Origin of the sequence: Azospirillum sp. B506 (assembly GCF_000333595.1) — a bacterium.
Taxonomy (GTDB): Bacteria; Pseudomonadota; Alphaproteobacteria; order Azospirillales; family Azospirillaceae; genus Azospirillum.
The window spans coordinates 18,779-42,582 of record NZ_BADK01000091.1 but is presented as its reverse complement, the minus strand read 5'-3'; the positions used below and the strand labels follow the sequence as shown (position 1 = coordinate 42,582).

25 protein-coding genes and 1 tRNA gene are annotated in these 23,804 nt (G+C 66.9%); 18 read left to right on the top strand and 8 right to left on the bottom strand.

Annotation, left to right across the window (positions count from 1 at the left end; all coding sequences use genetic code 11):
• Positions 1 to 109 precede the first annotated feature (109 nt).
• Positions 110 to 2,026: a molecular chaperone DnaK gene (gene dnaK, locus I71_RS03385; protein WP_042690596.1), complete on the bottom strand. Its 1,917-nt coding sequence runs from the start codon at positions 2,024 to 2,026 to the stop codon at positions 110 to 112.
• 638 nt (positions 2,027 to 2,664) lie between these two features.
• Between dnaK and I71_RS03380 the strand changes: the two genes are divergently transcribed.
• Positions 2,665 to 2,868, top strand: a complete 204-nt coding sequence (locus tag I71_RS03380) for a hypothetical protein (RefSeq protein WP_042690591.1) — start codon at positions 2,665 to 2,667, stop codon at positions 2,866 to 2,868.
• A 54-nt stretch (positions 2,869 to 2,922) separates the two neighbouring features.
• Here I71_RS03380 and I71_RS03375 read toward each other — a convergent pair whose 3' ends face one another.
• The 3 genes from I71_RS03375 to ddpX all read right to left on the bottom strand — a co-directional run bounded on the left by I71_RS03375 (position 2,923) and on the right by ddpX (position 5,487).
• Entirely contained in the window at positions 2,923 to 3,453 is a 531-nt protein-coding gene (locus I71_RS03375) for a hypothetical protein (protein ID WP_042690587.1), read from the bottom strand.
• Positions 3,454 to 3,624: 171 nt separating this feature from the next.
• Positions 3,625 to 4,677 (bottom strand): polysaccharide deacetylase family protein, encoded by a 1,053-nt coding sequence (locus I71_RS03370; RefSeq protein ID WP_042690583.1) that lies wholly within the window; start codon positions 4,675 to 4,677, stop codon positions 3,625 to 3,627.
• Between the two features lie 261 nt (positions 4,678 to 4,938).
• Positions 4,939 to 5,487, bottom strand: coding sequence for a D-alanyl-D-alanine dipeptidase (gene ddpX, locus I71_RS03365; RefSeq protein ID WP_042690578.1), 549 nt, complete (start codon positions 5,485 to 5,487; stop codon positions 4,939 to 4,941).
• Positions 5,488 to 5,691: 204 nt separating this feature from the next.
• Here ddpX and tsaB point away from each other — a divergent pair, with 204 nt between their 5' ends.
• Both tsaB and I71_RS03355 read left to right on the top strand, forming a co-directional pair.
• A complete protein-coding gene (tsaB, locus tag I71_RS03360) occupies positions 5,692 to 6,441 on the top strand; it encodes a tRNA (adenosine(37)-N6)-threonylcarbamoyltransferase complex dimerization subunit type 1 TsaB (protein WP_042690574.1) in 750 nt (249 codons plus the stop codon).
• The gene (locus tag I71_RS03355; protein WP_042690569.1) at positions 6,438 to 6,905 is read left to right on the top strand and encodes a GNAT family N-acetyltransferase; all 468 of its coding nucleotides are present in this window, start codon (positions 6,438 to 6,440) and stop codon (positions 6,903 to 6,905) included. Before tsaB ends, I71_RS03355 begins: the two co-directional genes overlap by 4 nt.
• 3 nt (positions 6,906 to 6,908) lie before the next feature.
• Here the strand turns inward: I71_RS03355 and I71_RS03350 are convergent, their stop codons facing one another.
• On the bottom strand, positions 6,909 to 7,163 hold the full coding sequence (locus tag I71_RS03350) for a sulfurtransferase TusA family protein (RefSeq protein ID WP_042690566.1): 255 nt from the start codon (positions 7,161 to 7,163) through the stop codon (positions 6,909 to 6,911).
• Positions 7,164 to 7,252: 89 nt separating this feature from the next.
• Between I71_RS03350 and I71_RS03345 the strand changes: the two genes are divergently transcribed.
• From I71_RS03345 to I71_RS03310, 9 genes are all read left to right on the top strand, one after another.
• Positions 7,253 to 7,666 carry a MucR family transcriptional regulator gene (locus I71_RS03345; RefSeq protein WP_042690562.1) on the top strand — a complete coding sequence of 138 codons (414 nt, stop codon included), beginning with the start codon at positions 7,253 to 7,255 and terminating at the stop codon, positions 7,664 to 7,666.
• Between the two features lie 317 nt (positions 7,667 to 7,983).
• Entirely contained in the window at positions 7,984 to 8,877 is an 894-nt protein-coding gene (locus I71_RS03340) for a GNAT family N-acetyltransferase (RefSeq protein WP_085940672.1), read from the top strand.
• A 7-nt stretch (positions 8,878 to 8,884) separates the two neighbouring features.
• On the top strand, positions 8,885 to 9,796 hold the full coding sequence (locus I71_RS03335) for a 1-acyl-sn-glycerol-3-phosphate acyltransferase (protein ID WP_042690557.1): 912 nt from the start codon (positions 8,885 to 8,887) through the stop codon (positions 9,794 to 9,796).
• 47 nt (positions 9,797 to 9,843) lie between these two features.
• A tRNA-Gly gene (locus tag I71_RS03330) sits at positions 9,844 to 9,917 on the top strand.
• A gap of 202 nt (positions 9,918 to 10,119) precedes the next feature.
• Positions 10,120 to 10,368: a hypothetical protein gene (locus tag I71_RS03325; protein WP_042690554.1), complete on the top strand. Its 249-nt coding sequence runs from the start codon at positions 10,120 to 10,122 to the stop codon at positions 10,366 to 10,368.
• Positions 10,369 to 11,001: 633 nt separating this feature from the next.
• Positions 11,002 to 11,142, top strand: coding sequence for a hypothetical protein (locus I71_RS38130; RefSeq protein ID WP_159107339.1), 141 nt, complete (start codon positions 11,002 to 11,004; stop codon positions 11,140 to 11,142).
• A gap of 120 nt (positions 11,143 to 11,262) precedes the next feature.
• Entirely contained in the window at positions 11,263 to 11,706 is a 444-nt protein-coding gene (locus I71_RS03320) for a PA2169 family four-helix-bundle protein (RefSeq protein WP_042690549.1), read from the top strand.
• A 165-nt stretch (positions 11,707 to 11,871) separates the two neighbouring features.
• Positions 11,872 to 12,111, top strand: a complete 240-nt coding sequence (locus I71_RS03315) for a hypothetical protein (RefSeq protein WP_042690546.1) — start codon at positions 11,872 to 11,874, stop codon at positions 12,109 to 12,111.
• Between the two features lie 182 nt (positions 12,112 to 12,293).
• Positions 12,294 to 14,015, top strand: coding sequence for a hypothetical protein (locus I71_RS03310; RefSeq protein WP_148294134.1), 1,722 nt, complete (start codon positions 12,294 to 12,296; stop codon positions 14,013 to 14,015).
• A gap of 27 nt (positions 14,016 to 14,042) precedes the next feature.
• Here the strand turns inward: I71_RS03310 and I71_RS03305 are convergent, their stop codons facing one another.
• The 3 genes from I71_RS03305 to I71_RS03295 all read right to left on the bottom strand — a co-directional run bounded on the left by I71_RS03305 (position 14,043) and on the right by I71_RS03295 (position 18,302).
• Positions 14,043 to 14,843, bottom strand: a complete 801-nt coding sequence (locus I71_RS03305) for a DUF1003 domain-containing protein (RefSeq protein ID WP_042690537.1) — start codon at positions 14,841 to 14,843, stop codon at positions 14,043 to 14,045.
• A 280-nt stretch (positions 14,844 to 15,123) separates the two neighbouring features.
• Positions 15,124 to 16,947 (bottom strand): phosphoenolpyruvate carboxykinase (GTP), encoded by a 1,824-nt coding sequence (locus I71_RS03300; RefSeq protein WP_042690533.1) that lies wholly within the window; start codon positions 16,945 to 16,947, stop codon positions 15,124 to 15,126.
• Between the two features lie 497 nt (positions 16,948 to 17,444).
• A complete protein-coding gene (locus tag I71_RS03295; RefSeq protein ID WP_042690530.1) occupies positions 17,445 to 18,302 on the bottom strand; it encodes a HugZ family protein in 858 nt (285 codons plus the stop codon).
• A 313-nt stretch (positions 18,303 to 18,615) separates the two neighbouring features.
• On the opposite strand from I71_RS03295, the gene I71_RS03290 reads away from it, so the two are divergent.
• The 6 genes from I71_RS03290 (at position 18,616) to I71_RS03265 (ending at position 23,804) form a co-directional block, all read left to right on the top strand.
• A complete protein-coding gene (locus tag I71_RS03290) occupies positions 18,616 to 19,311 on the top strand; it encodes a response regulator transcription factor (protein WP_042690527.1) in 696 nt (231 codons plus the stop codon).
• A 4-nt stretch (positions 19,312 to 19,315) separates the two neighbouring features.
• Positions 19,316 to 21,013, top strand: coding sequence for a stimulus-sensing domain-containing protein (locus tag I71_RS03285; protein WP_042690524.1), 1,698 nt, complete (start codon positions 19,316 to 19,318; stop codon positions 21,011 to 21,013).
• A 194-nt stretch (positions 21,014 to 21,207) separates the two neighbouring features.
• A complete protein-coding gene (locus tag I71_RS03280; protein WP_042690520.1) occupies positions 21,208 to 21,624 on the top strand; it encodes a hypothetical protein in 417 nt (138 codons plus the stop codon).
• 181 nt (positions 21,625 to 21,805) lie between these two features.
• On the top strand, positions 21,806 to 22,294 hold the full coding sequence (locus I71_RS03275; RefSeq protein ID WP_042690515.1) for an HPr kinase/phosphorylase: 489 nt from the start codon (positions 21,806 to 21,808) through the stop codon (positions 22,292 to 22,294).
• The gene (gene rapZ, locus I71_RS03270) at positions 22,291 to 23,283 is read left to right on the top strand and encodes an RNase adapter RapZ (protein ID WP_042690511.1); all 993 of its coding nucleotides are present in this window, start codon (positions 22,291 to 22,293) and stop codon (positions 23,281 to 23,283) included. The genes I71_RS03275 and rapZ overlap by 4 nt, the downstream gene beginning before the upstream one ends.
• 122 nt (positions 23,284 to 23,405) lie before the next feature.
• Positions 23,406 to 23,804, top strand: coding sequence for a PTS sugar transporter subunit IIA (locus I71_RS03265; RefSeq protein ID WP_042690507.1), 399 nt, complete (start codon positions 23,406 to 23,408; stop codon positions 23,802 to 23,804).

Below are 23,804 nucleotides of genomic sequence, written 5' to 3'. Positions count from 1 at the left end.
TCGGAGCCTGACCCCAGCATACCGAAGGCCCGCCGCCGGGGAAAGGCGGCGGGCCATCGATGCTCGCGTCAGGTCCGTATCAAAAAGAAGCTGGCCTGGGAGACGAGGTTCAGGCCGACTTCTTCTTGTCGTCCTGGACCTCCTCGAATTCGGCGTCGACGACGCCCGACTCGTTCGGCTGGGCGCCCGGCGCCTCGCCGCCCGCAGCCGGGGCCTCGCCCTGGCCGGCCTTGTACATCGCCTCGCCCAGCTTCATCGACACTTGGGCCAGGGCCTCGGTCTTCGCCTTGATGCCCTCCAGATCCTCGCTGTCCAGCACCGACTTCAGCTCGGTGACTGCAGCCTCCGCGGCGGTCTTGTCGGAGGCCGGGATCTTGTCGCCGTTCTCCTTGATGGTCCGCTCGGTGGTGTGGATCAGGGCGTCGGCATGGTTGCGGGCGTCGACCAGCTCACGGCGCTTCTTGTCGGCGTCGGCATGGGCCTCCGCGTCCTTCACCATCTTCTGGATGTCGGCGTCCGACAGGCCGCCCGAGGCCTGGATGCGGATCTGCTGCTCCTTGCCGGTCGCCTTGTCCTTCGCCGTGACGCTGACGATGCCGTTGGCGTCGATGTCGAAGGTCACCTCGATCTGCGGCACGCCGCGCGGGGCCGACGGGATGCCGACCAGATCGAACTGGCCCAGCATCTTGTTGTCGGCGGCCATCTCGCGCTCGCCCTGGAAGACGCGGATGGTGACGGCGCTCTGGTTGTCCTCGGCGGTCGAGAAGGTCTGGCTCTTCTTCGTCGGGACCGTGGTGTTGCGGTCGATCAGACGGGTGAAGACACCGCCCAGCGTCTCGATGCCCAGCGACAGCGGGGTGACGTCGAGCAGCAGGACGTCCTTGACCTCGCCCTTCAGCACGCCGCCCTGGATGGCGGCGCCGATGGCGACCACCTCGTCCGGGTTGACGCCGCGGTGCGGCTCACGGCCGAAGAACTGCTTCACCGCGTCGATGACCTTGGGCATGCGGGTCATGCCGCCGACCAGGATCACCTCGTCGATCTCGCTGGCCTTCAGGCCGGCATCCTTCAGGGCCGCCTTGCAGGGCTCGATCGTGCGCTGCACCAGATCGTCCACCAGGGCTTCCAGCTTGGCGCGGGTCAGCTTGATGTTCAGGTGCTTCGGACCGGTCTGGTCGGCGGTGATGAAGGGCAGGTTGACTTCGGTCTGCGTGGTGGACGACAGCTCGATCTTCGCCTTCTCCGCAGCTTCCTTCAGGCGCTGCAGCGCGAGCTTGTCCTTGCGCAGGTCGATGCCCTGCTCCTTGTTGAACTCGTCCGCGAGATACTCGATGATCCGGCTGTCGAAGTCCTCGCCGCCCAGGAAGGTGTCGCCGTTGGTCGACTTCACCTCGAACACGCCGTCGCCGATCTCCAGCACGGAGATGTCGAAGGTGCCGCCGCCCAGGTCATAGACCGCGACGGTGCCGGAGCCCTTCTTCTCCATGCCGTAGGCCAGCGCCGCGGCCGTCGGCTCGTTGATGATGCGCAGGACTTCCAGCCCGGCGATCTTGCCGGCGTCCTTGGTGGCCTGGCGCTGGCTGTCGTTGAAGTAGGCCGGGACGGTGATGACCGCCTGCGTGACCTTCTCGCCCAGATAATTCTCGGCCGTCTCCTTCATCTTGGTGAGGATGAAGGCGCTGATCTGGCTGGGGCTGTACTTCTTGGAGTGCGCCTCGACCCAGGCGTCGCCGTTGTCGCCGGAGATGATGCGGTAGGGAACCAGACCCTGGTCCTTCTTCGTCAGCGGATCGTCGAAGCGGCGGCCGATCAGACGCTTGATGGCGAAGAGGGTGTTTTCCGGATTGGTGACCGCCTGGCGCTTGGCGGGCTGGCCGATCAGCCGCTCGCCGCCCTGGCTGAAGGCGACCATGGACGGCGTCGTCCGCGCGCCCTCGGCGTTCTCGATCACCTTGGCGCTGCCGCCTTCCATCACGGCGACGCACGAGTTCGTGGTGCCGAGGTCGATACCAATCACTTTGCTCATGTTCAGCCTCTTTCGTTCGGCAGATGCGTGGCGGCCCGTCTGGTCCGGCACCGCCGCGATCCCCATTGGGTCGGTGAAACGTCGGTGGAGCGCTTGGGGGTCTGGTCCGCGGAGGAGCGATGCCTTGAGAGCGATGCCCCCGGGTCCGGCCCGTGCTGGCGGAGATATAGGCGGAGCCGTTTCGGCCTGCAACAGGGTGGCGAAGCTTTCGACCCGCAAAAGGGGGGAAAAATCGATGCCGCGGCGTCCTTTGTCGCATGGCGGCAATCCCGCTGCTCCCCAAAATAGAATACCCGTGTATTCAAGGTGGAAAGGACGAGTATCCCGATATTCAGCGGCTATGATTCAAATCGTCACAGGTGTTACAAGTGATTAATCGAACAGCCATGAACTAGCGAAGGAAGTTAACCTTTCATTAACAAGCATCGGCGTGCAAAGAGCTGGTCAATCAATTCGCGGTTGACGCCATTATTCATGGTCCGGCGAATCAATTAGTGAAAGCGCAAAAGGAATATGCTATCTGATTTGTCCATCAGGGATGACCGCAAGGGGGACAGGCCGGCGAAACGGCCGTTGCCGCCACCGGAGCATGCGGTTCCCGGGCGATGCTGGTCACACAGGTGTGAAAGGGAAGCGCGATGATGGACGAACGACGCGATGTGGCCCTGGCCATCAAGTCCTGCCTGGACAGCTTGATGAGCGACGCGACGCGGTGCGATCTGGACGATCTGGCGCGCTTCATCAGCCTCGCCTCCCTCGCCGCCGAAGAAGCGGCCGTCGCCCATGATCCGCAGGCTGTCCGGCTGAAGGCGATGATGGCCACCGGTGCCGGCCACTGCTGACCGGCAAGTCCCGGAAATTGTGTTCCGACGTGTGAAGGCGGACGCCGTTCTGCCTTACAGGATCACCGCGTTGCGGATGGCGTCGTCGATCCGGCCCAACATTTCGGCACAGGAATCGTCGCCATCCATCAGGTCGGGCAGCGCGAAGCTGAACATCGCGACTGCGGCAACCGGCCCGGCAGCACCACCGGCGCCATCCAGCCTCTCGGCGCCGACAAGCCACAGATAATGGGTCTCGGCCCGGCCGTCCTCTTGCGTCCGCATCATTGCCTGCGCGATCACGGCACCGTCTGACCGGCTCTCCACGGTCCGGTCGCCCGCCCGCTGATCCTGCGGCCGGACGAAGCGCAACGCCATCTCCTGCAGCGTGGCGGCGGTGCCGCCGGACTCCGGCCGGGGCGTCACCCGGTCGGTCACCAGCCGCAGGACGCCGGCGGCCGGCGGCGGCGGTCGGAAGGTGCCCACCGGCTGGCCCTCATGGTCTTCCACATCGACCGCCCAACCGGCCGGAAGCCTGAAGCGCACCGTATCGGCCCAGCCGATGTCGGATCCCTGTGCGTTCGCTGAATAGGTTTCGTCGGCCATCGCCCGCTCCCGAAAATCGCCGCGCGCCTCGCACTGGCATGCCCCTTCACATGCCCATCGACATGCCCATCGACATGCAATGACCGGCACCATAAGGCGTTGCCCGTCGTTCCGACAATGTCCGATTGAAGCGGTCGGCAATACCGCGGCCACCGCCAGGCGGCTCCGGATCTATTCCGGGATCAGGAACTGCACGCCCAGCCAGCGCCAACGGCCGTCGGCGGCCGGCAAGGTACAGTTGACGCGGGCGCGGCCCGGCGGGAACGGGTCGCGGATGCGGACCTCCACCCGGTCCTCGGCGATGCGCTCCAGCGCGGTGCGGCCCTGGCCGGTGGCGAAGCAGGCCAGCTTGGAACTGTCACCCACCCCGTCGCCGATGGTGAAGCCCAGCGGCGGCGGATTGACGGTGACCAGCGGATCGTCGGGGGTCAGGTCCGATACCGGCAGCGGCAGCGCGTTGGCCGCCAGCTCGAACCGGTCAGCGCTGCCGTAGGTCTCGTTCATGACGAAGCGCGGCAGGCTCCAGGGGTCTGCCTGCGGGTGCAGGACTCCCGACTGCTGGCCGAAGGCGGCGGTGAAGCCCTGGTCGATCACCAGCTGCCGCACCGCCAGCGAATACTCACCCTGGGGGTAGGCGAGGATTTGCGGGCGTCGCCCCAGCTCCGCCTGGAAGCGGTCGGACATCCGGCGCAGATCGGCAGCCACCTGATCCGGGCTGCGCGCCAGCATCGACTGGGTCGAGGTGCCGAGCGCCCCGATGGTGACGCCGGCAGCCGCCAGCTGGCGGATTTCGCCCCAGGTCATGTGGGCGGGAGACCCGCGGTCCACCGGGTCGGTGGCGACGAACAGGGTGAAGGGCAGATTGGCCGCCTTCAGGCGCGGCCAGGCTTCGGTGAAGGCGGAGCGGCTGGCCTCGTCGATGGTGATCGCCACCGTGCGGTCGGGCAGCGGCTTGCCGGTACGCAGGGCATCCAGGATTTTAGGCAACGGCAGGACGTTGTAGTCGCCGTCGGTCAGCTCGTCCAAATGGGCTTCGAACTGGTCGATGCGGATGCTGATCGAGGGATTCTGGTCCTCGCCGAAGCGGTCATAGGCGAACACCACCGCACTCGCACCCGGTGGAGAGGCGGCTTCGGCGGCGGCGGGCCGGGATACCGGCACGATCGCGGTCCAGGCGGACAGCGCAGCGGCGGCGAGTACCGTGACGGCACGACGGAACGGCATGGCGCCCTTAGGGAAAAGGCTGATCGGGGCGACCTCCGCCCCAACGCAAATGGTGTGCCACAATCTCCGGCGTGCGAACAAGCACCGTCCGCCGCTTTCCTGCGGAGGGCAGCGATGCGGTGCGCGCGTGCAACAATGGAGCGCTGCGGACAGGGTAAAAGCCCCAATGGAGGCCCATGCCGGCCGTGGCCGGCATCCTAAACATCGGCCGGCCGTGGCCGGCATCCTAAACATCGGCCGGTCGCCGCTGGCCTCCTTACATCACATCAGCCGGCCGCCGGCCGCCGCGTCGGTCAGCAGCGGGTAGCGTTCGGCATCCGGCAACTGGTAGTGCCACCATTCCGACGGGTAATGCTCCCAGCCGGCGCCGACCATCACGCCCAACAGCAGGGCGCGGTTGCGCTGCTGTTCAGCGGTCAGGTCGCTGCGGCCGTGGTGCGACCGCTCGGTCATCGCGTCGAACCCGGTGCCCATGTCCAGGGCCAAGCCGGCGGCATCCACCAGCGTCAGGTCGATCGCCACGCCGCGGGTGTGGTTGGACCCAAGCCGCGGGTCGGCGATGTAGGTCGGATCGGAAAAGGCGTGCCAAAGCCTCCATTGCGCCTCGGCCGGGCGGAAGGCATCGTACACCCGCAGCCGGCAGCCGATGCCGCGGGCCAGCCTGATGGCGTCGCCAAGCCGGCGGGCCGCGTCGGGATGAAGCAGGCACACCGCCGAGCGGTAGATCGGAACGCCCGACAGATTGTCGGCGGTGGCGTAAAGAAGCTCCAGCTCGATGTCGAAGGCCGGAGGCGCGATCTCGGTCAGCATGAAATGGGCAACCGTCGGCGTATGAGGAAGACAAACGACCTCTAGCATGGCCGCCGCGTCATCTGCCATGGTCGCGGATCTGCCATGCCGGCGCTGGCCGGACCGGCCGCCGAAAAAGGGCGCCGGCCCGGTAATCCAGGGACGGCGGGCCTGCGTATTACCAATCGGCCGTAGGCGGAAGGTCGCGGCAAGGAAGGTGGAGTGATGAAGGTTCTGGGTCTGGATACGGCGACGTCCGGCTGTTCGGCGGCGGTGTGGGAGGGAGCGGCCGATCGGGCCGACGGACCTGATAGCGCGCGTGTGACCGTCCGGCGCAGCCCGCCGATGGCGCGGGGCCAGGCCGAAGTCCTGGTGCCGCTGGCCCAGGAGGCGCTGGCCGCTGCCGGTGTCGGTTTCGCCGATCTCGACCGCATCGCCGTCACCGTCGGACCGGGCGCCTTCACCGGCCTGCGCATCGCCCTGGCCGCCGCGCGCGGCATCGCGGTGGCCCGGGGACTGCCGGTGGTCGGCATCACCAGCTTCGACGCCATCGCCCATGGCGTGCCGGCCGGCGAGCGTGCCGGCCGCTTCCTGTTGGTCGTCGTCGACAGCCGGCGGGCCGAGCCGTTCCTTCAGCTTTACGATGCGGCGCTGGTCCCGGTCGGCGAACCGGCGATGCCCGACCCGTCGGCCATTCCCGGCTGGCTCGGCGCGCTGTACCCGGCCGGGCCGCTGCTGCTGGCCGGCGACGCGGCGGCGGCGCTGGCCCCGCTGCTGGCCGGGCGTGCCGATCTGGCCGTGGCGTCCGGCGACGGGTTGCCGGATGCCGCCGTGGTGGCCGCGTTGGGGGCCGCCCGTCCCACCGGCCTGCCGGCCGACCCCTTCTATCTGCGCCCACCCGACGTCACCCTGCCGAAGACCGCCGGCGCCAAGCCGGCTGCCGGTCCGGGAACTGGGCCTGGAGCCGGCGCATGACCGCCGCCGCCCGCCTCCACCCCGCCGGTCCGCTGGAGGCCGGGGTGGTCGCGGCCCTGCAGCAGGCCTGTTTTCCCGAGGATCCCTGGGACGAGGCGTCGGTTGCCACCCTGACCACCCCGCCGGCCGGTTTTGCCGTCATCGCCCTCGACGCGCAGGACCAGCCGCTCGGCTTCGTCATGGCCCGCGTCGCGGCGGAGGATGCGGAGATCCTCGCCATTGGCGTGCTGCCGCGGGTGCGTCGCGGCGGCATCGGCCGCTTGCTGGTCGAAGCCGCCGTCACTGTGTCACAGAACCTGGGAGCGACTGCGCTGTTTCTTGAGGTCGCCGAGGATAATCCAGCAGCTTCGAGTCTATACAAGGCAAGCGGCTTTTTTTCCGTCGGGCGCCGGCCCGGATACTACAAACGACCGGACGGACGGGTCGCGGCGCTTGTTCTGCGCCGCAATCTTGACGGGGCATAGGGGTTAATTTTTCTGCACGATCAGGCGGTGGACTCCACCAGGCTCCTCCATTCGTTCGGGGTGCACAGACAGAATGCTGTGACCCAACTCGATCAAGGATCGCGGAACATTTTCCAAGGGTTCGCCGGCATTCAGCCGGACTTCGAGGGTCTGCCCCGCGTCCATCCGCTCCACCATCAACTTGGTCTTGACGAAGGTTAACGGACAAACCTGCGAGGTGATGTCGAGAAACAAGTCTGCGGAGATTTTTTCGGTCACCGATTCCTCTTTGTTCCAAAGGATGGATATTGCACGACGCAGAAAACCTCTTTATATGGTGAGGTACGAATGCCGCGGAGCAAGCTTACATGAGCAACGGGTCCCCTTCCAACGCGCTGTTGTCTCTGACCACGGAGATCGTGGCGGCGCATGTCTCCAACAATACAGTCGCACTGACCGATCTTCCGACCCTGATCGAGCAGGTCTACAAGTCGCTGGCCAACGTCGGCACCGAACCGGTGGTGGCGGAGGAGCGGCCCCAGCCTGCCGTGCCGATCAAGAAGTCGGTCACCCCGGACTATATTGTCTGCCTGGAAGACGGTAAGAAGCTGAAGATGCTGAAGCGCCATCTCAAGACGGCGTACAATATGACTCCAGAAGAATACCGTGACCGCTGGAGCCTGCCGGCCGACTACCCGATGGTCGCCCCGAACTACGCCCGTCAGCGCAGCTCGCTTGCCAAGCAGATCGGTCTCGGCACCCGCGCCCGCCGCGGCGCCTGAGGAATGGGTTTCCCGCAGGGCGGATCGGCGTCGTAACGGCGCCTCCGCCCTTGCCTGCTTTGTTCCCTTTCCATCTCTCCCCCTTCCCTCCCAGTCCATTCCGCCTTCGCTGTGGTCGGCATCCTTGCGCTGGCACGGGGAGGGTGGCGGCTGACGGCGTGCACCATGCCGCCTACGATGTCGGTTGACCGGCAACCGGCGGGTCGTGTTATGCCTTGTGGTGCGTGCGACTCTGTCGTCCCGACCTGGCCGCCGTGGCCTGGCGGCGGCAGGTGGGCGCGGCGCATAGTCCCGAACCATCGCAGCGGACCGTCGACATGGCTGATGCAAGCTTGGACCAGCCGGGCATGACCCGGACGAGCCCGGAGCGGCGCGAGGCGTCCGCACCTGACGCACTTGGTATCGGTGGTGAAAAGTTGACGGACGGCATTCGCCTGGGCACCCTTGAGGTTCGGCTTGCCCGGTCCGCGGCGGAGATCGATTGGGCGCAGGCTCTGCGCTACCGCGTCTTCTATGAGGAGATGGCGGCGGTTCCCTCCCCCGAAATGCAGGCCCAGGGCCGCGATTTCGACGATTACGACGGTGTTGCCGACCATCTGCTGGTCATCGACCATGCTCGCGGCAACGGTCCGGACATGGTGGTGGGAACCTACCGCCTGATCCGCCGTCCCGCCGCCGAGAAGGTCGGCCGCTTCTATTCCAGCGACGAATACGACATCAGCCGTCTCGCCAGCTATCCGGGCGAGGTGCTGGAGCTGGGGCGGTCCTGCGTAGATGCCGGCTATCGGTCGCGCGGCAGCATGCAGCTGCTGTGGCAGGGCATTGCCGCCTATGTGTTCCAGCATGACATCGCCCTGATGTTCGGCTGTGCCAGCCTGCCCGGCACCGACCCGGATGCGTTGGCGGAGCCGCTGTCCTACCTCTACCATCATCATCTGGCCCCGCCGGATCTGCGGGCGACGGCGCTGCCGGAGCGTTTCGTGTCGCTGGACCGCATGCCGAAGGACCGCATCGATCCGCGGCGGGCGCTGAACATCCTGCCGCCGCTGATCAAGGGCTATCTGCGGCTGGGCGGTTTCATCGGCGATGGCGCCGTGATTGACCACCAGTTCAACACCACCGATGTCTGCATCGTGGTGAAGTCCGATCTGATCACCGACAAGTACGCCAAGCATTACGAACGTCGCAGCCGCGACAGCCAAGCCGGCTGAGGCGATCATGACCCGCACCGCCCGCGCCCTGGGCTCATCCGGCCGCGGCGCCCTGCGCCTGACGATCTATCTGCTGTGGACCCTGCTGCTGATCCCGCTGCAGGCCCTGGCGGTCGCCCGCGACTGGCGGCTGTGCCGCAGCTTGCCGGCCTTCTATCACCGGGTCTGTGCCCGGCTGATAGGTCTGGATGTGGTGGTGCGCGGCCAGCGGGTGCCGGACGGCCCGGTGCTATTCGTGTCCAACCATTCCTCCTACCTGGACATCATCGTCCTGGGCTCGAAGATCCCCGGCTCCTTCGTCGCCAAGTCGGAGGTCGGGAGCTGGCCCTTCTTCGGCCTGCTGGCCCGGCTCCAGCGCACGGTGTTCGTGGAGCGAAAGGCGCGCACGTCGGTCGACAAGCAGCGCGACGACATCGGCAGCCGCCTCGATGCCGGCGACAGCCTGATCCTGTTTCCGGAGGGCACCTCCAGCGACGGCAACCGCACCCTGCCCTTCAAGACCGCCCTGTTCGCCGTCGCCGCCCGCCGCATCGACGGCCGTCCGCTGACGGTCCAGCCGGTCAGCGTCGCTGCCACCCGGCTGGACGGTATCCCGATGGGGTTCGCCTTCCGCCCCTTCTATGCCTGGTACGGCGACATGGACCTGGCCCCGCACCTGTGGCAGGTCTTCCGCCTTGGCGGAATGACGGTGGAGGTCGAGTTCCATCCACCGGTGACCATCGACGGCTTCAGCAGCCGCAAGGCGCTGGCCGAGCATTGTAAGCGCGTGATCACCGACGGTGTCGCCCGTGCCATTTCCGGCCGCCCCGCTGCGCCCGCGATGGCTGCCGAGGTTGCGGCTGCTCCTGTTGCCGTTGCCGCCAAGCCCGCGCAGACGGTCGTCGATGCCACTCCCGGGGCCGCTCCCGGGAGTGCTTGATTCCGCTCTTGTATCCGCCACGGCAGTCGCCTATAAACAGCGGGCGCGCGGGTGTAGCTCAATGGTAGAGCAGAAGCTTCCCAAGCTTACGACGAGGGTTCGATTCCCTTCACCCGCTCCAAACGCCATGGCTGGTGCATGGCATTCGGCTTCGCGCCGCTGTCCCACTTGAAATTTTAACGTCCGAAGATGAGCGGTTCGCAGCGATGGATGCGGACGGGCGCTCTCTTTTGCGTTGGCGCTTCTCCGATGGGGCAATTGCGGTGATGGGCTGCGATCCTCGAAGCTGGACGGCATTGTCCGTCAGCGAGAAGGGGAACTCCATGCCGCCGATCGAAAGAGCCCGCAGGCTGAGCCGCTCCCTGCAGGCCCGCTTCCGCATCGACCTGTTCTCCGCCCTCGTGGAGCGTGAGTTTGAACGGCGCTTGGCCGACGCCATTCTGGAGGCTGAACGTGAGGCCTACCGGCGCGGGCGCGAAGAGGCGCAGGCCAGGATCGCTGCCGGTGCGCTCAGTCCATCTCCGCCGCCGGAAGCGGCGGTGCGGCCGGACGGCCCGCCCATGACCATGTAAGGCCGGCGCGCTCGGCACAGCCATAATGCCAAGGGTTCCGGTCGCCATGACCGGCCCAATGCGGGTCACCGGCGCGGATCGGCCGTCCGCAGGAACAGCAGAGCGGGCCGTGGCGGGTGGCGCGGCCACCTTGCGCGCGCGTTGCGCCGGTCTTGTTCGACTTCGGCTTCGGTTCCCAGCCCAATGAGGCGGGATGCCGTCCATACAGCGCCATGGTGGTTCCCCCAGTTCGCATTTGCCCAGATCGCCGATGATCCCCCGATCCCGGTCCAGCCCGCCTCGATACCGATGCATTCGATAACGATGCCGACATAACGGGGCGAGAATGCCGTCTACGGCCGCCAATGCCAACGGCAAGGATGGACAGGTTCCAACCCGAAATCGCCGGGCTTCTGCCGGTCCAAATCTTCAAAACCATTTCGATCACAGGTCCGGTAGGCGGTGGACACACAATAATCACCGGATACCGTGGTGCGCTTCACATGATTGCGTTGCCAAACTGTCGGAGGACATCCGCTTGTCGTCTTTTGGTCTGCTTCCGGTCACATCGGTGTTCATATCTGGTTAACCGACCGGGACTAGCGTCCGCCGCCTTCGCTGCACTGCAGCATGTTCTTCGTGCGAAGGCGTTCCATGACGGCATTTCTGCTCGATTATCTTCCGACCTTTACAGATCATTCCTTTGGTCTTTCGCCGATTACCAGCCTGTGGCGGGCCGGGACGGGGCGCAGCCGTCCGTTTCTTCCGCAGGCGGCGTCCGGGGTGGCGGCATAACATCTCCTGCTCCAAACGCCCGCCCTGTCGCTCCCGGAGTGCTCCTGGTGGCTGGTGGGAACATTCGGTCCTGCGGCCGGGTTGTGGCAGCGTAGGGGACGCATGGGAGGACCTGCCGCCATGGAAAAGGACGAGATCGTCGATACGCTGAACGAGCTGATCCGCATCGTCGAGGACAGCCACGAAGGCTACCGGCAGGCTGCCGAATCCGCCGAAGACGAGGATCTGAAGGCTCTGTTCAACGATCTCGCCGCCCAGCGCGGGGCCATCGTGCGCGAGATCCAGCGGCTGGTCGCCGAACAGGGAGGGGCGCCCGACATGGGCGGCACCATGCTGGGGGGAGCCCACCGCTTCTTCCTGGAACTGAAGTCCGCCGTGCTCGGCCATGACCGCGCCGCCATCATCACCGAGGTCGAGCGCGGCGAAAGCGAATGCCTGCGCCGCTATGACGAAGCGATGGCGAAGGAGCTTCCCCTGCCCATCACCGCGGTGATCGCGCAGCATCTGGACCGCATCCGGGTCGACCGTGATCGCATGGCGGCCCTGCGTGGGGTGGTGGCTTGATGGTGCGTCGCAACATTGCAGCTGTGGAAAAGCGGGCGTAGGCTTTTTCCAGTGGCTGCAACGACCTGATATGGCCATGGGGTTGTATCGCAGCGTCAGTTGGTCATCCGGCTCCGATGGCCGGATGTCCACTCCACCTGGACATGGCCATCTGGACATGGATTGATGAACAGCGACAAACCGAACAACGCAGACCCGGTCGGCAGCGATCTGGTGACGAAGGGCGCTTTCGCCCTGTATCGCGCCGAAAATGCCCATCGCGTGTCCGAATTCAAGAAGTCCCAGAATGCCGAGGCGGCCATCGCTGCCGATTTCGACGCCTACCGCACCCGTTACCTGCGGAAGTTCAAGGACATCTTCGACAGCCTGTCCGAACAGGGCCTGACCGTCACCCGCGCGGTGTGACCGTCCCCCAGGCGACGCCCGGTTCGACACCGGTCGACCGGGCATCCGCCGCCCTTATCCTGTCCGCCGATCCGGCTGGCAATCCTGTCATTGCTGCGGTACGCCGCCTGCGGCGACGGATTGCGGCTTGAAACGAATGGGAAAGCCGCGCCACCGCCGCTATACTGTGCGGCATGGCCCGTATGCTGTTCCTCCGCGACATCGACGCCGATGTGCAACTGCGCTGCCGCGCCTGCGGGCATGGCGGCGTGTTGCCCCGTGCCGTGCTGGAGCGGCGCTTCGGTCCCAACTACCCGGTTCTCTCGATCGCGCCGCATTACCGCTGTTCGCGCTGTGACTCCCGCGACATCGAAAGCCGTCCGATCCTGGAGGTTCCGCAGGTCGCCGGCCCGGCCGCCAGCGATGACGGGCCTTCCTTCGATGCGCCGCTGGCGGCGCTGAACGGACTGCTGGCCTCGCTGCGAGGAGATGGTGCCCCGGACAGGATGGCCGACAGGGAGCCTGCCGCTGCACCTCCCCCTCCCCCTTCCCCCGCTCCTGTTCGCGCAAGGCCCCTGTCGGACCTTCCGCTCTCCGACCTTGTGGCCGATGGTCCGGGGGATGAAGGGGTCGCTCCGCTGTGGGAGCCGGTCTCGCTCGCCGACATGGCGGCCCGTCTCGGTCGCGGCGCGCCGGATGACGAGTGGGATGACGAGCCCCCTGCAAGCGATGCCAGGACTCCCGCCAACGATGGGCGACCGGACACCACCCGAGAGCACAGCCGTGGCATCGGCGGTCCCGAAGATGGCGGTCCCGAAGAGGGCGATCCGGACGGCGGCGATCCGGACGATGGTGCCCCTGACGATGGCGACGAAACGCTGACGGCGATGCGCCAGCTGCTGGCGCAGGCCTACGGCTCGGATGACGATCCGGACGACGAACGGGAAGAGGGTCGCGACGGAGGTCCGCCGGCTTTCCATGCCCGCAACACCACGAGCTTTGCCGAACATCCATCCGTCGATGAACCTGCTGGCGAAGAGCCGGGCCGGAACGAACCGCCTGTCTTCTCGCACAAGGTTCTGGTGCGCAGGGATTTCGAGGACGACTGGGCGGACGAGGAGGACGACGGCTGGGTGGCGGAGACCGGAGGGCAGGAGGATGACGTCGATGCCGGCGAGTCCGACGGCGAGGAACCGTCGGAGGAGGAGATCCTGTCCTTCGCCATCCGCGACCCGGAAAAGCGGGGATCCGTCTCCCGCACGGCCACTCCTGTCCCGCCACCGGCTGCCGAGCCGCTCGATTTCGACCAGCACCGCGCTGAACGCCGTGCCCAGCGCCCGACGCCGCCGGAGGACGAGGAGGGATTCGACCGGACCCTCGCTGCCCTGCGCTCGATGATCGAGGATGCGGCGACCGACCCGGAGGAGGAGGACGCGCCACCGCGCGAGGGATTGGGCAACGCCGGCCAGCCGGCCGACAAATCCGCTCACCGTAAGGATGAGGATCCGACCGGCGGTTGGGACGATCCCGAGCCGTTGCCGGAGCCGGCCGTTTCCAGAGCGGCTGAACCGGATCCCGAACCGGCGCCGGCCGGCCGCCGCTCCGCCCAGGAGCGCGAAATCGAAGAGGCGATGAAGGCCCTGCGTGGGCTGATCGAGGACGAGGTGAAGCCGGACCCGCCGCCGTCCCCGCCCTTGCCGTCCCAACCGAAACCCCGTACCGGCAAGCCGCGCCCGGCCCGCAGCGGATCGGCCGCGCCAGACGCCGGGCGGCCGCAAAATGCGCAGCCGGCCGGTGTGCTGCCGCCGGATGTTCCATCGGAGAAGGCCCAGCCCGGCAAGCCCGCCGGCGAGCCGACGCCGCTCAGCAAGACCATTGCCGCACTGCGCGGCATGCTTGAGCTGGATGGCCGCCGCAAGCGCTGACGCGGCGGCCGTTTCTCCTGGTCCTGGCTATCTGCGCAGGCGCTTTTCCTGCATGATTTCCAGCTGCAGCTGTTGAATCTCGGTCAGCCGCTGCCACTGGCGCTGGATGAGATAGTCCATCTTCTCGTGCAGGTGCCGGATTTCCAGTTCGGCCTTCAGGTTGACGCGATAGTCGTTTTCCGAGCGCAGCCGGTCCTTCGCCTCCTGCCGCTTCTGGCTCATCATGATGACCGGCGCCTGGATGGCGGCCAGGCAGGACAGCAGCAGGTTCAGCAGGATGAAGGGATAGGGATCGAAGGCCCTGGCATCGCCTTCGATGATGTTGATGAGCATCCACACGCCGAGGAAGAAAGCGAAGGAGATCAGGAAGGCCCAACTGCCGCCGAAGCTGGCCAGCCCGTCCGACAGCCGTTCGCCCAGTGTGCGGTGGTCGTCATATTCCTCCTCCGGGTTCTCGGCCAGCGTCTCGTGCCGGGCGAGGCTTTCGGCGACCTCGCGGTCCAGCTCGCTGAGTTCGCCATGCTCCTCCTTCAGCAGCTCGGCGACATAGAGCGAGCGGTAGCGCGCCAGTTCCTGCCGGCTGATCTGCGCGTCCGGCTCCAGATGCGGGTGGTCGTGGCGGATGCGGTCGGCCAGGCTGGGGCGCAATGCGTCCAGTGCGATCAGGTCGCGCTTCGGCCGGCGCTTGCCGCTGATGGCGCAGGGTTGACGCTTGGACGCCAGCGGCCCGCCAGCATCCTCGTGATCGGCAGCATCCTGTTCGGCTGATGGGGAGGTCGGCTCCGCGGACTCGTCACCGTCCTGCGGTGGAATTTGATGATCGCTCATGATGTCGCCCTCCCTGCATGCACACTCCGGCGCGGGCGACTTTATGCCTGATTGTTTTGACAATCCGGTTAAATCATCGAAAGGCGAAGGCCGCAGGTCAGGGACCGGTCGCCTTGTAAAGTCTGGAAATGACCCGCGGCACCCCTTGCGTCGGCTGCCGATGGTGAAAATCCGGATGAAATCCGGTTCATCCTCGCGTCGAAGGGACAGCGCTGAACGGAAAAGGGGCCGCCTTGCGGCAGCCCCTATCCTTCTTACCTGCGAACCGTGTTCGGGCCGGTCAGCCGATGCGCCAGACATCCGGGCTGTTCTCCAGCCGCTTCAGCACGGCGACGCGCTGCTGCTCGATCTCCTCGGGCAGGCGGTCGCCGAAGCGGTTGAACAGCTCCTCCTGGTCCTTGGCCTCGGCCTCGGCTTCCTTGCGGTCGATGTCCATGATCTTGGCGAACTTGTCGGCCGGGAAATTCAGGCCGGACCAGTTCAGATCCTGGTAGCGCGGAGAGTAGCCGAAGGGCGATTCCGCCACGTCGGTGGCGCGGCCGCGGACGCGGTCGACGATCCACTTCAGCACGCGCATGTTGTCGCCGAAGCCCGGCCAGACGAACTTGCCGTTCTCGTCCTTGCGGAACCAGTTGACACGGTAGATGCGCGGCAGGCTCTCGATCTTGCCTTCCATCGACAGCCAGTGGTTCCAGTAATCGGCCATGTTGTAGCCGCAGAAGGGCAGCATGGCGAACGGATCGCGGCGGATGGCGGCCTGGCCGACGGCGGCGGCGGTAGCCTCCGAGCCCATGGTCGCGGCCCAATAGACGCCTTCGCGCCAGTTGTAGGCCTCGAACACCAGCGGGAAGGTCTTCGACAGGCGGCCGCCGAAGATGAAGGCGCTGATCGGAACACCGGCCGGATCCTCCCAAGCCGGGTCGATCGACGGGCACTGGGCCGCCGGAGCGGTGAAACGGCTGTTCGGGTGGGCGGCGACGCGGCCGCAGCCCGGGGTCCAGTCCTTGCCCTGCCAGTCGATCAGGTGCGCCGGGACCTCGTCGGTCAGCCCTTCCCACCACACGTCGCCGTCGTCGGTCAGCGCGACGTTGGTGAAGATGACGTTGTGGTCCAGCGTCTTCAGCGCGTTCGGGTTCGACTTCACACTGGTGCCGGGGGCGACGCCGAAGAAGCCGGCCTCCGGGTTGATGGCGCGCAGCGTGCCGTCGGGCTGGGGCTTGATCCAGGCGATGTCGTCACCGATGGTGCGGACCTTCCAGCCCTCGAACTCCTTCGGCGGGACCAGCATGGCGAAGTTGGTCTTGCCGCAGGCCGACGGGAAGGCGGCGCCGACATAGGTCTTCTCGCCGGCCGGGCTTTCCACGCCAAGGATCAGCATATGCTCGGCCAGCCAGCCCTGCTCGCGGCCCATCGCCGAGGCGATGCGCAGCGCGAAGCACTTCTTGCCCAGCAGAGCGTTGCCGCCATAGCCGGAGCCGTAGGAGACGATGCGGTGCTCCTCCGGGAAATGGACGATGTATTTGTTGTCGGCGTTGCAGGGCCAGGCCACGTCCTGCTGGCCGGGCTCCAGCGGGGCGCCGATGGAGTGCAGGCAGGGCACGAAGTCGCCGTCGCCCAGGATGTCCAGCACCTTCTGGCCCATGCGGGTCATCAGCCGCATGTTGACCGCCACATAGGGGCTGTCGGAGATCTGCACGCCGATGTGCGCGATGTCGGATCCGAGCGGACCCATGCTGAACGGCACCACATACATTGTGCGGCCGCGCATGCAGCCCTCGAACAGGCCGTCCAGCTTGGCCTTCATCTCGGCCGGGTCCATCCAGTTGTTGGTCGGACCGGCTTCCTCGCGCGTCTTCGAGCAGATGTAGGTGCTGTCCTCGACACGGGCGACGTCGCCCGGATCGGAGCGGCAGAGGAAGGAGTTGCGGCGCTTGGCCTCGTTCAGGCGGATGAAGGTGCCGGCCTCGACCATCTCGTTGCAGAGACGGTCATATTCCTCTTGCGACCCGTCGCACCAGTGAACGCGCTCCGGCTTGCATTTCAGCGCGATCTCCTCGACCCAGGCCAGGAGCTTCTTGTTCCGCGTCCGTGTGTTACCAGTCATATCGTCCCTCTCGAAGGCTGGGCCGGTACCCGCCGCATCGGGCATGTCCCCCGCAGGGGCGCCGCGGCCGGTCCGGCCGTTCTTTCGTCCGTTGTCGTGTCAGATGGATGGCGCCCGCCGCATCAGCGGCGTGCCGGTCCGAACGGGCGGCCGGGCTGGAGACCCGACGCGATGCGCAGCACCGGCAGGGTGCGGCGACGATACGGGGCAAAAGGCGGTCCTGAGGCGACAGGTCTGAGGGCCAATGGCCCGGACGGGAAACGGGTCGATCCGTTATGATCCACTGAAGTGTTCTCCTGGTTGCGCGTGCCCGTGCGCCGCGTTCTTGTTTTTGCTGCGGCGCCCGGTGGTGTCGAAGCGACCTCTCGGCTGGTCGTTCAGGCTGACGGTTGGCTTCTCGTCTCTCTCGTCATTGTTCTTTAATGACCGTTATTATTGTTCTTCTTTTTGTCTTCTTCTTGTTCTTGCATCTTTTTTCGGGCCGGCGACGGGGGCCGTCAGGTGCCTCCGTCGCCGTCCGTTCCGGTTCCGGCCGTTGCAGTCCCGGATGTCGATCCTCCGGGTTGTCCGGACCCCTCCGGCGGCCGGACCAGCCTGTCCAGCGTCAGTTTAGCCGATTCGGGGTCATGGATTCTCTGTTCAAAATCGACGCGGGCGACGTACCCCCCGCGTCGCAGGTCGCATCCCTCCGGGTCGAGTCCGGTCAGGCTCCAGCTTTCGCCGTCGCTGGTGACGATGCGCTCCGCATCGGTGGCGGGCGCCAGCTTGGAGCCGTATCCCTCGCCGTTCAGGCGGTCGAGCAGCGCTTCCTCCGCCGTCGCCAGGGCGGGAGCGGCGGCGGGAAGATCCAGCTCCGCGGCGGACAGCCAATGGATGCGGCCGAAGCCGGCGACCAGATGGGCGCGTTCGACAGCCACCCGGTAGATCGCGAAGTCGCCGAAGCCGGCATAGAAGGCGGCGTCGGGATGGCGGCGCAGGTAACGCGCGCGATGCACCGGATCGTCCGACCGCTCCGCCCGGCCGAGAACCGACAGGCGGGCGCCGGTCAGCGGCTGCGCCAGCCCGGCGGTGCCGTCGAACAGCAGCCCGACCCGGCCGTCGACCAGCAGGTTGCGCGTGTGGTCGGCCAGCGTGGAGAGCAGAAGCAGCGGGCTGCCGTCATGGTCGAACGCCACCAGCACCAGCGAGGGATAGGGCCAGCCGGCCGCATCGGAGTCCGTGCCGGCGCGGTCGTCAGCCGGGCGTTGCGCGGTGGCCAGCGCCGCGCGGTCGCAGGCGCGCATCAGGCGCCGGGCGCGCAAGGCCGGAGCCTGGATGGCCGCAGCCGAGCCGTTCCGGTCGCTGCCCGGCGGCATCGCGCCCCCCTTTCCGTCCGGAGTGGCACCGGCCGGAGAGGACGCGGGAATGGCGTTCGAAAAACTCATTCCAAAACGAGTGCGTTCTCCCGCGCGGCACCGTTGTTCGGCGCCGCATTGCCGCCATATTGGACCATACAAATGCTGCGGGAAAAGAGAAAACTGCCGGCGTCGCCTGCACACTGACATAAAGTATTGGAATGACCACTCGTACTATGGCTGATGTTTCCGCTAACATTTCAGGGCCTCCCCCAGTCCGGCCGACTTGGCCGGCCTCACCCCGCTCCCTGCTGCGATAGGATCTGTTACGACCATGGCCCACACCGTCGCCCTGGTGGATGACGACCGCAACATCCTGGCTTCGGTCTCCATTGCGCTGGAGGCCGAGGGCTTCGACGTGCGCACCTACACCGACGGCGCCGAGGCGCTGCGCGGCCTCAGCCAGCGCCCGCCCGACCTCGCCGTGCTCGACATCAAGATGCCGCGCATGGACGGCATGGAGTTGCTGCAACGTCTGCGTCAGACCAGCCAGATGCCCGTCATCTTCCTGACCAGCAAGGACGACGAGCTGGACGAGCTGATGGGCCTGCGCATGGGCGCGGACGACTACATCAAGAAGCCCTTCTCGCAGCGCCTGCTGATCGAGCGCATCCGGGCGCTGCTGCGGCGCGAGGCCCTGCGCGGCGAGACCGTCGACGCCGACCCTGGCCAGATCGTCACCCGCGGCCCGCTGCTGCTGGACGGCGCCCGCCATGCCTGCAGCTGGAAGGGCCAGCCGATCGACCTGACGGTGACAGAATTCCTGCTGGTCCGCGCGCTGGCGCAGCGGCCGGGCCATGTGAAGAACCGCGACCAGCTGATGGACGCGGCCTATGGCGAGCATGTCTATGTCGACGACCGCACCATCGACAGCCACATCAAGCGCCTGCGCAAGAAGTTCAAGGCTGTCGACCCCGACTTCTCGCAGATCGAAACCCTCTATGGCGTCGGCTACCGGTACAAGGAATAGCGCGGTGTCGACGCTGGGAGGGGGGGCGAAGCGGCCCAGGCGGCTGTGGGGCGTGTCGCCGCTGACCCTGCGCATTCTCGCGGTGAATGTGTTGGCGCTGCTGGTGCTGCTGGCCGGCCTGCTCTATCTCGGCCGCTACCAGGACCGGCTGATCCAGGCCGAGACGGAGGCGCTGGCGACCGAGGCGCGGATCTTCGCCTCGGCGCTGGGCGAAGGGGCGGTGAACCGCATCCTGACCGCCCCCTCCCCCACCGGCGACGAGAGCGGCGAGCGCTTCGAGCTGGCGCCCGAACTGGCGCGGCCGATGATCCGCCGGCTGGCGGAGGCGACGGCGACCCGCACGCGCCTGTACGACATCGACGCGCACATGCTGTCCGACAGCCGGGTGCTGGTTGGATCGCAGGGCCGCATCGAAATCCGCGAGCTGCCGACCCCGCCGGCCGGCGACGCGGTGTCGCGCGCGATCAACGACCTCTACACCCGCCTGATCGACGTGGTGCCGAGCCGCGAGGGGCTGCCGGTCTATCGCGAGCGACCGGGCCAGCCCAACCCCGACGTCGAACGCGCCCTCAGCGGCGAGACGGCGGCCACCGTCTGGCGCGTTGACGGTCCCGGCGGCGACCCGGAACTGCTGCTGACCGTGGCGGTGCCGGTCCAGCGCTACCGCGAGGTGCTGGGGGCGGTGCTGCTGACCCGCAGCGGCGGCGAGATCGACCGGGCGATCCGCTCCGTCCGCTTCGACATCCTGCGGGTGTTCGGCGTGGCGCTGCTGGTGACGGTGGGGCTGTCCTTCTATCTGGCCGGCACCATCGCCCGGCCGATCCGTCGGCTGGCCCAGGCCGCTGACCGGCTGCGCACCAGCCACGGGCGCCACGCCGGGATCCCCGATCTGACCCGCCGCGGCGACGAGATCGGCGAGCTGTCCGGCGTGCTGCGCGAGATGACCGACGCGCTGTGGACGCGGATGGATGCCATCGAACGGTTCGCCGCCGACGTCGCGCACGAGATCAAGAATCCGCTGACCTCGCTGCGCAGCGCGGTGGAGACCGTGGCCCGTGTCAGCGACCCGCGCCACCGCGACCGGCTGATGGCGATCATCGCCGACGACGTGCAGCGGCTGGACCGCCTGATCAGCGACATTTCCAACGCCTCGCGCCTGGATGCCGAGCTGTCGCGGGCGGAGCCGGAACCGGTGGACATCGGCCTGCTGCTCACCATGCTGGCGGACCTGCGCCAGACGGTTGCCGAAACCGTGGACGAGCCTGTCCCGGCCGGCGGCGGCAAAGCCACGGCCGAGGTGCCGCGCGTCGTGGTGGACGTGCCGGCGGGCGAGCGGCTGATGGTGCCGGGGCTGGAAGGACGCCTGACCCAGGTGTTCCAGAACCTGATCGACAATGCCCTGTCCTTCTCGCCGCCCGGCGGCACGGTGCGGCTGACCGCCCGGCGCAGCGGCGGCAGCGTCAGGGTCGTCGTGTCCGACCGGGGGCCGGGCATCCCCGAGGGCAAGGAGGAAGCCATCTTCGACCGCTTCTACACCGAACGTCCGGCGGGGGAAAAGTTCGGAACCCACTCCGGTCTCGGGCTATCGATCGCGAAGCAAATAGTCAGCGCACACAATGGTTCTGTATTTGCGAAAAATCGTCAGGTATCGGATGGGACTATCGAAGGTGCGGACTTCGTGGTGATACTGCCTTTGCTGTGAGTGCCACTGCGGAATTTCATACATCCTTGTCACTATCGGCTAGACAAGCCCTGTATAAGCATCGATCATGGACTTGGTCGTTCTCGCTTGTCGGCTGCTGGAGGTGACGGATTTTACCCGTCCGGTTGTTTGTCTCTGGCGTCATTCGGCAACGGGAGGGTGGCCATACCCCTGAACACAGATGTGGGGTTGCCATGCCTGAGTCCGTTCCGCCCAAATCTTCCGTGCATACGCTGTCGGCGAACCGCCGCCAGTCCGCCGCGGTCGGCCCCCGGTCTTCGGAGGTGGTCGACCTGCGCCGGTACCGTCTGGCCCGCCTGATCCGCGACGCTGGCCGGCAGCAGGGGGAACTGGCGAGGATGATGCGGGATTCCGCGCAGGAGCGGACCCAACTGGCGGAAGCCCTGCAAGGTGCGCAGCGCCACCTCGCCAGCATCGCCGACAACTACAAGGTTCTGCTGGGCCGGCTGAAGCGGGAGAAGGACTTCCGCGACGCCTGCCAGGAAGCGGCGGAGCTGGGGGACCTGGACGAGATGATCCGGCGCCGCGATGCCCTCGCCCTGGAGCTGGAGGCGATCCGGTGCAGCCCCCGCGGCACCGCCGGCGCCTGATTGCCTGCAGGCTTCTTCCCTTATTCGCACCAGCCGATTGTTTACACCGGCCAATGGTCCGCACCGAAAGAACCGTTGGAAGCGGATGGGGGATCCCGGACAGGTTTCCCCGCCTGACCCTGTGGAAAACCGTTCCGTTTCCATTGACAGAATCGGCGCCACGTCTCACCTTCGCCAGACTATGGTGACGATTCACGGCACCTGCGTCTTGCTCTCCGGAATCGGCGTGCTGCTGCGTGGGGAGTCCGGACGGGGAAAATCGGATTTGGCCTTGCGACTGATCGACGGCGGCGCTCTGCTGGTCGCGGATGACCGGGTGGCGCTGCATTGCGAGTCCGGCCGCCTGACCGCTTCTCCCCCGCCCTCCCTGGCCGGGCTGCTGGAGGTGCGGGGCGTCGGGATTCTTCCCGTTCCGTCCGTGGACTCCGCGCCCCTGGGCCTCGTTGTCGACCTGCTCGCGCGCCCCTCGGTGGAGCGCCTGCCGGAGCCGGAGACCGATACGCTGATGGGCGTCGCCCTGCCCCGCCTGGGCCTGCACGCCTTCGACGCCTCCACTCCCGCCAAGATCCGCCTTGCCGCCGCCAGCCTGCGCGGCGGCCGGCTGGACCGGGTGCCCGCCAGCCTGATGGCTCCAGCGAATTTGGCAAAGCCGAGCCCGGTCGCATCATGACATCTCCCGACTCCCTGTCTTCCGAAGGCCCGTCCGACCCCGCCGGCACCGCTGTCCACCGCGGACGCATCGTGCTGGTCACCGGCCTGTCGGGAGCCGGCATGTCGGTGGCGCTGAAGGCGCTGGAGGATCTGGGATACGAGGCGGTGGACAATCTGCGCCTGTCGCTGGTCCCCGCCCTGATCCGGCAGGCCGATCCGAAACGCCGGCCGCTTGCCCTGGTGATCGACAGCCGCACCCGCGACTTTTCCGCGCAGAACTTCCTGGACGAGCTGGAGGCATTGCGCCGCGACGGCGACCTCGACGTCAGCCTGGTCTTCCTGGAGTGCGGCGACGAGGTGCTGCAACGCCGATTCACCGAGACGCGGCGGCGCCATCCGCTGGCGGAGGACCGCACGGTGCCGGACGGCATCCAGCGCGAACGCGCCCTGCTGTTCCCGCTGAAGGAGGAAGCCGACGTCACCATCGACACAACGCAACTGTCCATTCACGATTTGCGGCGCATCCTGTCCGGGCATTTCCGGCGTGACGCCCAGGCAGCCCTGCAGGTGTTCGTGACCTCCTTTTCCTTCCGCCAGGGTCTTCCGCGCGAAGCTGATCTGGTCTTCGACGTGCGGTTCCTGACCAACCCGCATTACGATCCGGAGCTTCGGCCGCTGACCGGCCTGAACCCGGCCGTCGCCGCGCGGGTGGAGAGCGATCCCGATTTTCCCACCTTCTTCCGGAACCTGACCGAACTGCTGCGCCCGCTGCTGCCGCGCTACAACCAGGAAGGCAAGAGCTACCTGACCATCGCCATCGGCTGCACCGGCGGCAAGCACCGGTCGGTCTTCATCGCCGAACGGCTGGCCGCCTGGTTGAAGGAGCAGAAGCTGCGGGTCAGCCTGAGCCACCGTGAGCTGGACCGGCTGGGGCTGCGCAACGCCGGTTCCGGCAACGGCCAGCAGGCCAACCATCAGGCCAACCATCAGGCCAACCATCAGGGATGATGCAAATTGCGCCTTGACGACCATGCGTCCAACCAACGATCCAGTTGCGATGAGGGCAGCTGCCCCGCGGCGGCGGCCCTTGCGCAGGTCTCCGGGGAGGACCCAACCTTGAAGGATGTCCCATGATCGGTATGGTTCTTGTCACCCACGGGCGTCTGGCCGAGGAATTCATCGCCGCGCTGTTCCATGTGGTGGGCGAACAGCAGCAGGTGCGTGCCGTGTGCATCGGCCCCGACGACGACATGGAACAGCGCCGCCAGGACATCCTCAACTCGGTGGCGGAGGTCGACGACGGATCGGGCGTCGTGGTGTTGACCGACATGTTCGGCGGCACGCCGTCCAACCTCGCCATCTCCATCATGGACAAGGCGAAGGTGGAGGTGATCGCCGGCGTCAACCTGCCGATGCTGATCAAGCTCGCCAGCGTGCGCAAGACCGAGCCGCTGGACAAATCGGTGATCGCCGCCCGCGACGCCGGGCAGAAATACATCAACGTCGCCTCCACCCTCCTGTCGGACTGA

Bases quoted from the DNA above. Each gene is read 5' to 3' on its own strand.
- dnaK (WP_042690596.1), bottom strand. From the start codon at position 2,026: ATGAGCAAAGTGATTGGTATCGACCTCGGCACCACGAACTCGTGCGTC.
- I71_RS03380 (WP_042690591.1), top strand. From the start codon at position 2,665: ATGATGGACGAACGACGCGATGTGGCCCTGGCCATCAAGTCCTGCCTG.
- I71_RS03375 (WP_042690587.1), bottom strand. From the start codon at position 3,453: ATGGCCGACGAAACCTATTCAGCGAACGCACAGGGATCCGACATCGGC.
- I71_RS03370 (WP_042690583.1), bottom strand. From the start codon at position 4,677: ATGCCGTTCCGTCGTGCCGTCACGGTACTCGCCGCCGCTGCGCTGTCC.
- ddpX (WP_042690578.1), bottom strand. From the start codon at position 5,487: ATGCTGACCGAGATCGCGCCTCCGGCCTTCGACATCGAGCTGGAGCTT.
- tsaB (WP_042690574.1), top strand. From the start codon at position 5,692: ATGAAGGTTCTGGGTCTGGATACGGCGACGTCCGGCTGTTCGGCGGCG.
- I71_RS03355 (WP_042690569.1), top strand. From the start codon at position 6,438: ATGACCGCCGCCGCCCGCCTCCACCCCGCCGGTCCGCTGGAGGCCGGG.
- I71_RS03345 (WP_042690562.1), top strand. From the start codon at position 7,253: ATGAGCAACGGGTCCCCTTCCAACGCGCTGTTGTCTCTGACCACGGAG.
- I71_RS03340 (WP_085940672.1), top strand. From the start codon at position 7,984: ATGGCTGATGCAAGCTTGGACCAGCCGGGCATGACCCGGACGAGCCCG.
- I71_RS03335 (WP_042690557.1), top strand. From the start codon at position 8,885: ATGACCCGCACCGCCCGCGCCCTGGGCTCATCCGGCCGCGGCGCCCTG.
- I71_RS03325 (WP_042690554.1), top strand. From the start codon at position 10,120: ATGCCGCCGATCGAAAGAGCCCGCAGGCTGAGCCGCTCCCTGCAGGCC.
- I71_RS38130 (WP_159107339.1), top strand. From the start codon at position 11,002: ATGACGGCATTTCTGCTCGATTATCTTCCGACCTTTACAGATCATTCC.
- I71_RS03320 (WP_042690549.1), top strand. From the start codon at position 11,263: ATGGAAAAGGACGAGATCGTCGATACGCTGAACGAGCTGATCCGCATC.
- I71_RS03315 (WP_042690546.1), top strand. From the start codon at position 11,872: ATGAACAGCGACAAACCGAACAACGCAGACCCGGTCGGCAGCGATCTG.
- I71_RS03310 (WP_148294134.1), top strand. From the start codon at position 12,294: ATGCTGTTCCTCCGCGACATCGACGCCGATGTGCAACTGCGCTGCCGC.
- I71_RS03305 (WP_042690537.1), bottom strand. From the start codon at position 14,843: ATGAGCGATCATCAAATTCCACCGCAGGACGGTGACGAGTCCGCGGAG.
- I71_RS03300 (WP_042690533.1), bottom strand. From the start codon at position 16,947: ATGACTGGTAACACACGGACGCGGAACAAGAAGCTCCTGGCCTGGGTC.
- I71_RS03295 (WP_042690530.1), bottom strand. From the start codon at position 18,302: ATGCCGCCGGGCAGCGACCGGAACGGCTCGGCTGCGGCCATCCAGGCT.
- I71_RS03290 (WP_042690527.1), top strand. From the start codon at position 18,616: ATGGCCCACACCGTCGCCCTGGTGGATGACGACCGCAACATCCTGGCT.
- I71_RS03280 (WP_042690520.1), top strand. From the start codon at position 21,208: ATGCCTGAGTCCGTTCCGCCCAAATCTTCCGTGCATACGCTGTCGGCG.
- I71_RS03275 (WP_042690515.1), top strand. From the start codon at position 21,806: ATGGTGACGATTCACGGCACCTGCGTCTTGCTCTCCGGAATCGGCGTG.
- rapZ (WP_042690511.1), top strand. From the start codon at position 22,291: ATGACATCTCCCGACTCCCTGTCTTCCGAAGGCCCGTCCGACCCCGCC.
- I71_RS03265 (WP_042690507.1), top strand. From the start codon at position 23,406: ATGATCGGTATGGTTCTTGTCACCCACGGGCGTCTGGCCGAGGAATTC.